The following is a 12050-nucleotide window of genomic DNA, read 5'->3' on the forward strand; positions in this document are numbered from 1 at the left end:
GTGGCCACGGAAGGACACGGAAAAGCACGGAAAGGAGAGGGACCGCGGATAGCGCAGAGAACGCGGAAGTTCGGGGATGAGCGAAAGCTAGGAATCTGTCGTCTGCCGTTCGGCTTCGTGTCCTTCGTGGTTTCCCCTGTCTTTCCGGAGGTGGATGGAAAGCGAAATCGTTGCGGATTCGCGAAGCCATGGCTTCCCCGTTGCCGACCGCCCGGCAGCGTCTTTCGTGCGGTGCTTCAGTCGGTGGGCCGCGTGCAACAGGGGGCGGCGTGGAGGGGGCATGAAAAAACCGCGCTGCCCAAGTCAGGGCAGCGCGGTTGTGCTGGACGTCGGATGGTTTTGAAAGCTGTTGCTCTAGGCCACCGGCTTCATCATCTCTTCTTTCTCAAAGGCGATGTCGCTGCCGTCGGGCACGGCGTCGGAGTGGACTTCGAACCACTCTTCCTCAAACTTCAAATACCCGCCCTTGCCTTTGGCCGCGTTCTTCAGCGCAACGTTGGTCGCCAGCGCGATCACCGCGTCGCCCATCGCGACTTCGGGGTAGCACCGCGGGCGGTTAGCCGGATCGGGGTTGCGGATGCAGTACGCCCAGTGCTCGATCTCCTCGCGGTACCCGCGGCTGACCGGGCCGGAGTCGGCCGCCTGGGCGAGCGGAGCCGCGTAGTCGCCGCTGGCCGAGGTATCCAGAGCGAATCCGCCGCCAGCCTGCTTGGCCACACCCACCTTCGCCGAAGTGTTGCTGTCGCGATACAGCATCACGTCGACTTCCTTGTCCAGGATCAACGTTCCCTTGGTTCCCAGGACCACTTCGCCCCAGCCGCCAAAGCCGTTGCCGTTGATCGTCGAGTAGGTCACGACGACCTTCTTGTTCGGATCGTTCTCCCACGCCGGGACCGGTCCATCGGGATACTTTTCGATCCGGTCGTAGTACCCAACATCGAACGACGGGGCATACTCCGGTCCAGGGAACTCAAACGTGCAGTAGACGTGGTCGTCGACTTCGCGATCGAGCGGCATGATGTGACGCCCGCCCACCGCGTGCACGCTCAGCGGATGCACCTTCTTGCCGTCATCGCGGAGTGAGCTGAGGAAGATGCTCACGGCGTCCAACTGGTGGCTGCCGAGCTCCGCCATCAGGCCGGCTCCGGTGCGATCGAACAACCGCCAGCGATGCAGCTCTTCCATCGCCGTGAAGACTTTGTCCTGGAGCGTGAAATCCTTGTAGCCAAACTTCTTGGGGTCGACGTTCTTGTCGGCATCCCAAGCCAGCCACTGAGCCAACTCGTTCTGCAGCTTTTCGATTTCGACCGGATCGGTGGCGTTCTTCAACGCGTTGCGTCGGTGGTCGATATCGCGAGCGATGCGGTCGAATATTTTCCCGTCGGCAGTCTTTTCGCCGCCCGGGATCGGCATCTTCCAGCTGTCCGCACCGGGGACGTTACCTCGGTGCCACTGGGCGCGGATGTGGTGCAATTGGCCGATCAAGCCCCAGCGGATCAGATTGATCGCGTTGTCGTACTTGACGTTGTAGTGCCGTTGGTGGCCAGTCGCCAAATGGAGCGGGTTGCCGTTGAGGTCTTCGAGCTCTTCGGCCATCCGCGACATGACTTTGCACTGGGCGACGTTGTGCGCCATCAGCTTTTCGGTCAGCACGTGCAAGCCCTTGGCCATCGCCTGGGCGGCAACCGCAGCGTGCAGGAACAGCGGCAGCGCGATGATCACCGCTTCGATGTCAGGATCGTTCAAGCAGGCTTGGATCCCACCGTTGCTGGCGTCGTAAACGTTGACCGCCTTGCGGGCCTCGGCTTCGCTCTTATAGCCGGCCACCTGCATCAGGCCCGGGCGCCGTTTCAGCGCACTCGAGCTGCTCCAGTCGCCATGGAAAGCGCGATGGATGCTGTAGGGGCGGATGTCGCAAATCGCTTTGACTTGGACATAGTCGGGGTTGCAGCCCCCGATCAACACGTTGCCTTCGTCGCCGGTGCCGATCACGGCCACGCGAACCGGGTCGTTGACCTTGTCATAGCCAAAATACATCGCCCCGAGACCGCCACCACTGACCGCACCGGCCGCAACGACTCCCTTGAGGAGATCGCGACGCGTCATCGGCAGAACCGCGCCGACTGCGTTGTAGTAGTTCTCGATGCCGACGGCTCGTTCTTCCGCGGAAAGTTTATCCATGGCGTCTATAGCTCCTCGTTGACCGGCCAAAGACGATCGCTTAAGGCATAAAACAGAAAATCGAGTCCGGCGAAACGGCCCGCACCAGTAGCGGCCAGGACCAAGCAAGCGGCGGCTTCGACCATGTGGTAGTAGGTAGATGTCGGTCCCGGTTCAGGGGGGTATTGCGACATGAACACTGAACCGAGAAACAGCGCGGCAACCAACGCGGCGACGGGGGTAAAAAGTCCCAAAATCAAGCAGGTTCCGATTGCCAAATCGAAGTACGGAATGATCGGGTTGACGACGCTGGTGTCGATCCACACGTCGCGCGGCTTGCCCAGCTTGTAGTAGCCCGCCTGTTCTTGCTCCTCCGTCGCGATGCTGTTCGCCTCGCTTTCATAGATCGTCCAGACCTTGTCGATCTGCACCAATACCGGAGCGATCAACTGCTTCCATTCGTCGCGAATCGCCTCTCGCTGTCCGCCGAGGCTCTCCACCCCGTCACGCATCGCTTCGTTCTCAAGGCGGCTGATTCGCTCTCGCCCCAACTCATATTCTTCGATCGCGTCCGCGTTGGAGTCAAGAATCCATTTCAATTGCCGCTGAGCCCGCAGGTACGCCTGATCGACCTCCGAAGCCTGCTCCGGCGTCATCCCATAGTGCTTCTTGAGCCCCTGACGGAACACCGACCAAGCGACGTGCGTCCGCTCCTCGTCGAGACGAATCGATCCCTCCCAGTCCCAGACCGACTGCCGATAGCTCTCGGCAAACGGGCCGCGGGCCGCTGCAAAAAATCGTCCGGCGTCAAAATCACCGGAACTCTTGTCGAGTCCCTCGGTGTAGAAGTGCCAGCCCACGGAGACTCGCAGCAGGACGAGCATCGCCACGCCAATCCAGGCCAAAAGCCGGGGCGGACGGTTCCAGCCTGTCGCCAAGCGGAGTGGAGTCAAAAGCAACCGCACGAACAAACCGGGCGAACGGGATTCGGACATTAGCTAGAACAGGTGAGCGATCGAAAGGGTGGGGACCGGTGAGTCAGTTCATCGGCCGAGGGGGGGGCTGGGTCAGGAGGGACGCTCCGGACAACAGGGGCATTGAGCATCGGGATTATGATCCCAACCCCGCGGTTCGCCAACCGCACCTGTAGCAATTCGCGAGCACCCGCAGCAGCACGCGCCGCCCTGAATTTGATACGCAGGAAGTCCTCCGAAGGTTCCCCAAAACCGCCCGTTTGTGGGAAGGAAGGCCCCGACGAGCGGCGAGCGAGTTTAACGATTCTGCCGATTGGCTGAAGTTTGAGGGCCGTGCCAGCCGATTCCTACCGCTACGTGGGAGAGATGCTCGGCGAGCCTCTCCCGAACAAAGTGTCCGCTGGAAGTGCGGATGAGTAAACCGAACGCCTGCCCGCGGTAAGGGAACCAAGCGATGCGCCCCGTGCTGAACCGAATCGCCGCATTGACGCTGTTGATCGGTGGACTGCTGACGACCGGATGCTGTGGCCCGATGTTGGCCAAAGCCTGCCGCTCCGGTTGTGGCGAGGTCTACGTCGATCCTTGGATCAACGAGCCGTTCCACGATCCCTGTGGCAGCTGCGGCAACTACAACGGCCAGAGCTGCGGAAGCTGTCGCGTTCCCTACGCGGGCGTCAAAACCGTCTGGGGTTATCGCTACGACAGCGGCTGTGACTCGTGTGACGGCTGCAGTTCCTGCGGCGGCGGCTGTGACAGCTGTGGCGGCCACGAACCGAACTGCGGAGCGGAGATCGGCTGGGGGGGCGAAGTCGGCTGCGGGGCCGAAGTCACCTGCGGACTGGAAACGGGCACCGGAAGCTGCAGCGGCTGCGCCAGCTGCGGAGGCGGCTCGCTCGGCTACGTCGATACGCCGGTTCCCTACGGCGAGCCGACGATCATCGGCGAGTCGATCATCGAGAGCGATCCCCACGAAGCGGCTCGGGTCGTGATGCCCGAGGCCCGCCGCGTCTATCGCGACGCCCCGGCCCCGCGGCGCGCTCCCACGTCCCGCCCCCGCCAATCGCGGCTGTAGGGAGCGGGAATATTGAGTACTGAGAACTGAATAAGCCATGAGAAAAGCCCTCCGCGGACGCTTCCTCGGAGGGCTTCTCGTTGATTCACACTCTGTCTTAGCTCCGGCTACACCAAGCCTGGCAACCGCCCGGTGCTGTCGCCGATCGATTCGGCGGGCGTCCCGAGCAGGTCGAGCATCGAGAGGAAGAGGTTTGCCATCGGCGTTTCGTCTTTCAGTTTGAGGTGCCGACCGGTTTGCAGCTGGCCGCCGCCGCTGCCAGCCAGGATGATCGGCAGGTCGTGGTGCGTGTGCCGGTTGCCATCGCCGAGCCCGCTGCCGTAGAGGACGATCGAGTTGTCGAGCAGCGAGCGGCCGTCGGCTTCTTTCACCGAGTCCATCTTCTCGAGGAAGTAAGCGAAGTTCTCCGCCAAGTACTGGTCGATCTTCTGCAGCTTGGCGACCGGCTCTTCCTTGTTCTGGTGGTGGCTCAGCTGGTGATGGCCGTCGTTGACGCCAATCGCCTTGTAAGCCCGGTTCCCGCCGGCGTTGTCGAGCATCAGCGTGGCGATGCGGGTCGAGTCGGTTTGGAAGCCGAGGACGATCAGGTCGAACATCAGCCGCGCGTGCTCGACGAACTCCTCGGGGCGACCCTCGGGCAGCTCCATATCGGGCCGAGCCGCGGCGTCCTCCTGCTCGGTCCGCTCGATCCGTTTCTCGAGTTCGCGGACGCTGGTGAAGTACTCGTCCATCTTCCGCTGGTCGGTCTTGTTCAGCTGACCCATCAGCTGCTGGGCATCGGCGGCGACGAGGTCAAGGATGCTCTTGCGATAGAAATCACGCTCGGCGCGACCCTTCTGGTCGCCGTTGCCGAAGAGCCGCTCAAAAGCCATCCGCGGGATCATCTCCTTGGCCATTGGCTGGTCGGCGCTGCGCCAAGAAATGTTCGACGAGTAAGCACAGCTGTAGCCCGAGTCGCAGCTCCCCGCATTGCGGCTCCCCTGCAGTCCCAGCTCGATCGAGGCGAGCTTGGTCTTGCCGGCCAGTTGCTGGGCGGCGACCTGGTCGACCGAGACCCCGACCTGGATGTTGCTGGCCGTCTTGATGGGGCGAGCGGCGGTGAGGAAGGTCGCGCCGGCACGCGCGTGGTCCCCTGCCCCGTCTTTCTTGGCGCGTCCGTTGTCCAGGGCCAGCCCCGAGATCAAGTTCAGCTTGCTCTGCATCGGCTCGAGCGATTGGAGCGATTTGCCGAGCTTCCAGTCGGAGCCTTCTCCACTGGGCATCCAGTCGGGGACGATCACGCCGTTGGGAAAGAAGACAGCCGCCATCCGCACGGGGCTCGCGCCGCCAGCGGCCGATCCGCCACTGGCCAGCGGGGCTGCCATCGCACGTGCGGCGGGCCCCATCGCTTCGAGCAACGGGAGGCCGACCGTCAGTCCGAGACCGCGGAGCATGGTGCGGCGCGAAAGCATGGGCATGGTCATGGCTTTGTTCCTTCCAAGGTGTAAGAGCGAAATGCCGGACTGAGAACGACTTCGGTCGCCAGGCTCGCGAAGCGGTGATTCTCCGCGCCCGTCTTCTTCACGATCTCGTCGACAATGCAACGATCCTCGAACCGTAACTCGCGACCCAGGGCGAACGTGAGTAAGCGCTCCGTCGCAGTGCGAGCAAACTGCTCGCCGTTCTGTTCGCGGAGGATCCGGATCAACTCGATCGCTCCGTCAAATTTGGCCCCGCCCGGCAATTCGCCGCTGGCGTCGATCGGGTGCCGGCCGTCCACTTCGCGGTATCCGCCAGTGACACCGAAGTTCTCGAAACCGAGCCCCAGCGGGTCCATCGTCCGGTGGCACGACGCACACGTCGGGTCGCTGCGGTGGATTTCCAACTGCTCGCGTAAGGAAGCATCGGCATCGACCGAGGCGGTCTCCTCCAATTCCGGGACCCCCGGGGGGGGATCCGGCGGAGGGGTGCCGAGCACGTTCTCCAGAATCCACTTGCCCCGCTTCACCGGCGAAGTCCGCGTCGGGTTGCTCGTCAGCGTCAGCACGCTGGCGTGCGTGAGGATTCCGCGGCGCGGCGAGTCGGCCAACGAAACGCGGCGGAAATGGCTCCCCTCGACCCCCTCGATCCCGTAGTGCTGGGCGAGCGGCTCATTGAGAAACGTCTCGTCCGCGTCGAGCAAATCCAAAATGCTGCGGTCGCTTCGCATCAGGTCCAGGAACAACAATCGCGTCTCTTGACGCATCGCTTCGCGGAGCTCGTCGTTGAATTCTTGAAAACGCTCCGGATCGGGCTCGGCCGTCTGCAGGTTGCGAATCCCCAGCCACTGCGAGGCAAAGTTGTCGGCCAGGGAGTCGGCTTTGGGATCGGACAGCATCCGCTCGACTTCCTGGCGAAGCACCGCCTCGTCCCTCAGGCGACCCTGGTCGGCCAGCTCCAGCAGCGCCTCGTCCGGCGTGCTGCTCCAGAGGAAATACGACAGCCGCGTGGCCAACTGATGATCGGTCAGCGGCACCACGTCGCCCGGAGCGGCATCATGGGGAGGAGCTTCGACGCGGAACAGGAACCGGGGCGAGACGAGCACACTCGCCACCCCGACGCGCATCGCCCGTTCAAAACTCTTTTCGCGCTCGTGGGCCTGTTCGATCAGGTTCAAATAGGCCTCGACCGTGCTCGCTTCGACCGGCCCGCGGAACGCTCGCCGCAGCAGCCACTCCATGCCCGGCCGAGCCGCTTCGGCGACGCTCGTCTTCTTCGATGGGTGCTTTTGGACGATCCGCTTGTGCCCCTCGGGAATCAGCTGCTCCGGGGTGCCGATGGGACCGCTGAGCGAGATCGATTTGACCGAGAACTGAACCTGGTCGTGGTCGATGTTCCGCGAGACCTGAAGCGACTCAGCTTCCCGAGCGCGGGCTGCGGCGATCACTTTCTCGTCCAGCTTCGACGCGTCGGCAAAGACCGCCTCAGCCTCCTCGGCTTCGCCAGCCTGCCCAGGTTTGGCCTTCTTGGGTTCAGCTTTCTCGTCGCCTGATTCCTCCTCGTCGGGCTGCTCGACCTTAGCCAGCAGCAAGCGGTGGGTCCCCGCGGTGAACGTGGTCTCGAAGGAATGCGAGTGGGAGGCGCCGCCGTCGGCGTGCTTGTATTCGAGCGTCTTGAGCGGTTGCCCCGCCTCGTCGTAGACCCGCAGGGTGACCGGCGAACGCTTGGGCTGTGGGGCGGCCGCGGCGACGCGGACGCGATAGCGACCGGCGACCGGCACCTTGAACTCGGCCCACGCGAAGCTGTCTTGGAAGAGGTAGTGCTTATAGAACGAGCCGATCCGCTCCTCGCCGAGGACGTGCAGCGTCTCACCGCTCCGCTCGATGTCCACTCGCTCGATCTCGTCCGGATCGAGGATGACTGCGGCGGCGACCTCTTCGGCGGCGGTCATGTACCGCTCGAACAGCATCGGCGGTAGCGACAGCACGTCGCTGTTGTTGTCAAAGCCCGCACCGACTTCGTCCGAAGGAAAGGCCTCGGCAGGCCGCAGATCCTGGCCAAACAGGTCGCGGATCGTGTTGTTGTACTCGGCCCGGTTCATCCGCCGGATGGTGACGCGGCTCGGCTTCGGATCGAGGTCGCAATCATTGCCGTAGAGCGCTGCTTCAATCGCCGCGATCAGCTGCGCCCGTTCGGCTTTGGTCGGCTGAGCGGCATCGTCCGGCGGCATCGCTCCGAACTGAACTCGCTGCAGCACCTTCTCCCAGTGCCCGCGATCCTCGACCAGCGAGGCGGCCGTCTCGAAGGGCTCGAGATCGAGTTCCGCTTCCTGGTAATCGGCGTTGTGGCAATCGAGGCAGAACTCGCGAACCAGCGGAAGCCCGACCTGCTGCCAGTCGGCCGCTTCACCAGCAGCGACCACGCCCTCCGCGGTTTTGGCTTCATCCGCGCTTTCGGTTGCACCCGCGGTTTCGGTTGCATTGGGAGCCGAGTCGTCGGCCGCCGCGCGGAGCGGCGGATTGAGGTCCCGATCGAAGCCGGGCATCGACATCAAGCCGGACGCCACGAGGCTCGCGAACAGGCCCGCGGCGACGGAGCCACGGGACCGCGGGCTCGCCAGTCGTGCAAAGCGAAGGTGCATAATTCGATGGGTGAGGCGGGACTTGCGTCGATTCCCGCCGCCGCCAAGCAGGTCGTTGCTCGGGCAGCCGGCGGAGTAGGACGCAAGCGATTCGGGAAGTGGCCGGCCGGCGTTCACGAGCCCCAGAGGGCGGCTGACACCGGCCGGGAGTGGGTCTCCATTGTACAGGAAAACTGCCTATTTTCCAAGCTCGCCGCACTTGTGAGCTATGTTTCGGCGGACTTCCGCTTTCTCCGCTTCGCGACCGGCCCGCTGCGATGACCACCAATCAACCGATTCCCTGGAAATATCTCGGCCAGACTCTGCGGCGATTCGCCCCGGTGTGGGCAGGAGCGGCGCTCCTGTTCGCCGGCTTCGGCATCGCCTACACGATCACCCGCAACGACACTTGGGAGGCGAGCCAGCCTCTGCTGATCCGCGACGAAGCGACCGGCTCGGCCGACCGGCTGGGGCGTTTCGCCAGCCAGACCGACCTGATCGCCGCGCAGGAGACGATCTTGGAGATGGCCCGCAACCGCGAGGTCGTCGCTGCGGCGCTCCGCGACATCGGTCCTCCGGCGGGAGCCGACGCCAGTCGCTGGCCCACCGCGAGCCAAGTGGAATCGGCTGCCAGCGAGGCGATCAACGTGCGGCCGGCAAAGGGAGCCGAGTTCGGAGACACCGAAGTCGTCTACCTGGTGGCTCAAGGCGAGACGCCCGAGCGCGCCGCGAGGCTTTGTGCCGCCGTGTTCGCCCGCCTCAGCGAGCATTTGCGGACCGTCCGCCGCGTTCGGGCCGACAGCATCATCGACGAGCTGAGTCAGGCTCGCGATCTGGCCCGCACGAATCTGGAGACGGCCAATGCGGAGTTGCAGAAGCTCGAAACCACGGTCGGAAGCGACTTGGGAGAACTCCGCGGGTTGAGCGAATCGGTCACCGGCGAAGGGAACACGAGCCGCGTGCTGAGCGAAGTTCAACGCGAGCTGGATGTCGCCGAGCTGGAGCTGGAGCGGGTCGAGACACTCCGGGAACTGCTGGTGCGGAGCTCGGAAAACCCCCAACACCTGCTCGTCGCCGGCAGCGAATTGCTCAGCACCCAACCGACGTTGCAGCGGATCAAGGAGGGTTTGATCGACGCTCAGCTCGCCGCATCGCAACTCTCCGGTCGCTACACCGCCGACCATCCCCGGATGCGGTCCGCAGTGCTCGAACAGCAAACGATCCGCGAGGAGCTGCGGCAAGAAATCGACTCGGCCACGGCGGCGATGAAGCCCACGCTCGACCTGGCCCGAGAGAAAGTCGCGCGTCTGACCGGAAAGCGGGATCGGCTTCGCGACAAACTGGCTCGGCTGGCAACGCTCCGGACCGAGTATGGCCGGATGACGGCGGAAGTCCGCCATCGCACCGAATTGCTTGCCCAGGCTCAGACTGGATTGGCCGAAGCCGAAGCGACCCGCTCGGCGGCCATGACGACGAACCTGATCGCGGGGCTGGCGCCACCACGCGTCGGCGAGCGACCGATCGGCCCCGGCGGGACGACGATCGTTGGCGGGGCGATGGTCGCGGGACTGCTGTTCGGACTCGGCACCGTCTTCCTCGTTGCCCCGGGACCGCAGAACCGTAGCTACGGGCGGCGGTGGTCGGATTACCTCGGCGGTCGCCGCGCTTCGGACCGTCTCCCGGCGGCTACGTCGGGAGGCCCTACCGCCGCCGCATCGATGCCTGGTTTCCCCACTCCGCCTGGCCACTCCACCCCGGTCCCCGAACGCCGCGCCGCAGCGGCGGGTAGTTCACGAGCCTGAGCACGGCCAGCGGTCGTTTAACGGCAAGCCGCAAGCGACTGTGTTTTAAAAAGCAGTCGCCTGCGGCTTGCCGTTAAACAATTTTCCCGTGAGGCAAGCTACGATGAGCCTCCGCTCAATCGATCCTCCTCGCACCGCTCCAGGTTCGCCATTGATCGCTCACGTTTTCGTCTACGGGACGCTTCGCCGCGGCCAGTGCCGCGAGGGGTGCTGGCCTCGTCCGCCGCTCCATGTCGCGACCGGGTTCGTCCAAGCCGAGTTGTTCGATCTCGGCCCCTACCCGGCAATCCTCGTAGGCAAGGATTGGGTCTGCGGGGAATGCTGGACGCTGCGCGAAGAGGACGTCGAAGAGACGCTGCGGGTGCTCGACGCGATCGAAGGTTTCGCCCAGCCTGGTGAAGACGACCTGTATGTGCGGCGGGTCGTCGACATTCTCACCGCGCCACCGCCAGCGACCGCTCCCGACGCCCGCTCTCAAGACGCCCCCGTTCACGCGTCCAGCGTCCGGGGCTACGCCTACTTTCTCGTCGCCGAGCGGTTGCCATCGTTCGCGCGGCGGATTGCGGCCCGAGCGCACCCCGAGCTCGCTGGCCTCAACGCTCCCGCCGGCGGCGCGGGGCGAGTTTACGCTTGCTGGCCCGATGACGGGCGGACCGTCGCCGAGACTTCGTCGCTGCCCGATCCTTTCGATGCCCCACCAGCTGCGGATCCCGCGCCGTAGGTTTCGGCCAGCCGGGCAACCGCCTCGATGGTCGCTTGCCGGAACGAGGCGGGGGTGAGCACTTCGGCATCGGCCCCGAGGGCCAGGACTTTGGGGAGCAGTTCGCGGGGATGCGACGCGGGAACGGTGAGCAGAAACCGCCCCGGTTCGTCTTCGGTCAGCTCCTGCTCGGGGTGCCAAGGATCTTCGCGAACCCAGCCCGCCGCGCGCTGTCCGAGCCGGATGCAGACTTGTTCGGTCTGCTCACCGGAGAAGATCCCAATGCTCTTGCCGAGGTGCGACTCGAGATTGATCGTCGGATCGACTTGAAAGTACTCGTCAAGTGCCGTGGCGCGTTGGAAGCGATCCAGTTTCCAGTGTCGCAGCCGTTCGCCGGGAGCGGCCACTTCGACCGCCGCGGCCACGACGTACAGGCTCGACTGGTAGACCGCCAATCCGTACGGCTCGATCCGCCGAACGGTCACCGGTTTGCCGATTGCCTGATACTCAATTTCCACGACGCGATGTTCATTGATCGCGCGGTTGATCGTGCGGAGGATGCCTTCTTTCTGTTCGTACTTTTTGCTGGGGGTTCCGAACACACAGAGGGTCTTGCGGTACCGCTGATAGTGCTCGAAAACCCCTTCGGGCAGCTCTTCGCGGATCTTGTTCCAGAACGATTCGATCCCCTGCCAGTAGGAGGTGCCGACCAGCGGATAGAGCAGGTCGCGGCCGATCGAGAGGGCGATGAGCTCAGTGGCCGTGGCGCTGATTTTGTGGATCCCGCGGTCGGTCCGCCCGAGCTTCCAAATTTTTCCCCGCGCGTTGGTCTCGGTGATGATGTCGTAGCCGGCGGCCTGGAGGGCTTCGATATCCCGCCGCACGGTCCGCTCGTGCAGCGAGTTCAACCCGAGATCGTCGACCAAGTCCTCGCGAACCTCCTCGAGCGTCTTCCCAAATCGGCTCGCCTCGAGCAGCTGGAGAATCCGGTGCTGGCGAATCAATTGTTCGTTGCGAGCCATGGCATTCCGTTGCAGCAGTTGAAGCGTTGGAGGGGACGGAGTCGGATGATACCCCACTGGCCCAAGTCCCCGAAGACCTGCAAGACCGGCACAGCCAATGCCCTCCCCCCGGGAGGATAATGCTGCGCGGGAGTTTACTGGCAGAGCTTAGCTGGACAGCGCCACTTTGGATTGGTTCGGAGCGGGACGGCTCGCAGAAAAATCGTTTAACGGCAAGCCGAAGGCGACTGCTTTTTAAAACA

The 12050-nt window shown here is 64.0% G+C and carries 8 protein-coding genes; 3 read left to right on the forward strand and 5 right to left on the reverse strand.

Features of this window, described 5'->3' with window-relative positions:
- Nucleotides 1–354: 354 nt before the first annotated feature.
- Together GNK13_RS19220 and GNK13_RS19225 are read right to left on the reverse strand one after the other, a co-directional pair.
- Nucleotides 355–2181 (reverse strand): Gfo/Idh/MocA family protein, encoded by a 1827-nt coding sequence (locus tag GNK13_RS19220; RefSeq protein ID WP_164104184.1) that lies wholly within the window; start codon nt 2179–2181, stop codon nt 355–357.
- Nucleotides 2182–2186: 5 nt separating this feature from the next.
- The gene (locus GNK13_RS19225) at nt 2187–3155 is read right to left on the reverse strand and encodes a DoxX family protein (RefSeq protein ID WP_164104185.1); all 969 of its coding nucleotides are present in this window, start codon (nt 3153–3155) and stop codon (nt 2187–2189) included.
- A gap of 433 nt (nt 3156–3588) precedes the next feature.
- Here GNK13_RS19225 and GNK13_RS19230 point away from each other — a divergent pair, with 433 nt between their 5' ends.
- The gene (locus tag GNK13_RS19230) at nt 3589–4206 is read left to right on the forward strand and encodes a hypothetical protein (RefSeq protein ID WP_164104186.1); all 618 of its coding nucleotides are present in this window, start codon (nt 3589–3591) and stop codon (nt 4204–4206) included.
- A gap of 107 nt (nt 4207–4313) precedes the next feature.
- Here the strand turns inward: GNK13_RS19230 and GNK13_RS19235 are convergent, their stop codons facing one another.
- Nucleotides 4314–5669 (reverse strand): DUF1552 domain-containing protein, encoded by a 1356-nt coding sequence (locus GNK13_RS19235; RefSeq protein ID WP_164104187.1) that lies wholly within the window; start codon nt 5667–5669, stop codon nt 4314–4316.
- Nucleotides 5666–8215, reverse strand: a complete 2550-nt coding sequence (locus GNK13_RS19240) for a DUF1592 domain-containing protein (RefSeq protein ID WP_164104188.1) — start codon at nt 8213–8215, stop codon at nt 5666–5668. The genes GNK13_RS19235 and GNK13_RS19240 overlap by 4 nt, the downstream gene beginning before the upstream one ends.
- 347 nt (nt 8216–8562) lie before the next feature.
- On the opposite strand from GNK13_RS19240, the gene GNK13_RS19245 reads away from it, so the two are divergent.
- Nucleotides 8563–10086 (forward strand): GumC family protein, encoded by a 1524-nt coding sequence (locus tag GNK13_RS19245; RefSeq protein ID WP_164104189.1) that lies wholly within the window; start codon nt 8563–8565, stop codon nt 10084–10086.
- A 103-nt stretch (nt 10087–10189) separates the two neighbouring features.
- On the forward strand, nt 10190–10807 hold the full coding sequence (locus tag GNK13_RS19250) for a gamma-glutamylcyclotransferase family protein (protein ID WP_164104190.1): 618 nt from the start codon (nt 10190–10192) through the stop codon (nt 10805–10807).
- Here the strand turns inward: GNK13_RS19250 and GNK13_RS19255 are convergent.
- Nucleotides 10711–11808, reverse strand: coding sequence for a helix-turn-helix transcriptional regulator (locus GNK13_RS19255; RefSeq protein WP_164104191.1), 1098 nt, complete (start codon nt 11806–11808; stop codon nt 10711–10713). The genes GNK13_RS19250 and GNK13_RS19255 overlap by 97 nt on opposite strands.
- Between the last annotated feature and the right edge of the window lie 242 nt (nt 11809–12050).

It is taken from the genome of Candidatus Laterigemmans baculatus, from assembly GCF_010367455.1.
In the GTDB taxonomy this organism is placed as follows: Bacteria; Planctomycetota; Planctomycetia; order Pirellulales; family Pirellulaceae; genus Laterigemmans; species Laterigemmans baculatus.

Excerpts from the sequence above, each read along its gene's own strand:
- GNK13_RS19220 (WP_164104184.1), bottom strand. The coding sequence starts at position 2,181 with ATGGATAAACTTTCCGCGGAAGAACGAGCCGTCGGCATCGAGAACTAC.
- GNK13_RS19225 (WP_164104185.1), bottom strand. The coding sequence starts at position 3,155 with ATGTCCGAATCCCGTTCGCCCGGTTTGTTCGTGCGGTTGCTTTTGACT.
- GNK13_RS19230 (WP_164104186.1), top strand. The coding sequence starts at position 3,589 with ATGCGCCCCGTGCTGAACCGAATCGCCGCATTGACGCTGTTGATCGGT.
- GNK13_RS19235 (WP_164104187.1), bottom strand. The coding sequence starts at position 5,669 with ATGACCATGCCCATGCTTTCGCGCCGCACCATGCTCCGCGGTCTCGGA.
- GNK13_RS19240 (WP_164104188.1), bottom strand. The coding sequence starts at position 8,215 with ATGTCGATGCCCGGCTTCGATCGGGACCTCAATCCGCCGCTCCGCGCG.
- GNK13_RS19245 (WP_164104189.1), top strand. The coding sequence starts at position 8,563 with ATGACCACCAATCAACCGATTCCCTGGAAATATCTCGGCCAGACTCTG.
- GNK13_RS19250 (WP_164104190.1), top strand. The coding sequence starts at position 10,190 with ATGAGCCTCCGCTCAATCGATCCTCCTCGCACCGCTCCAGGTTCGCCA.
- GNK13_RS19255 (WP_164104191.1), bottom strand. The coding sequence starts at position 11,808 with ATGGCTCGCAACGAACAATTGATTCGCCAGCACCGGATTCTCCAGCTG.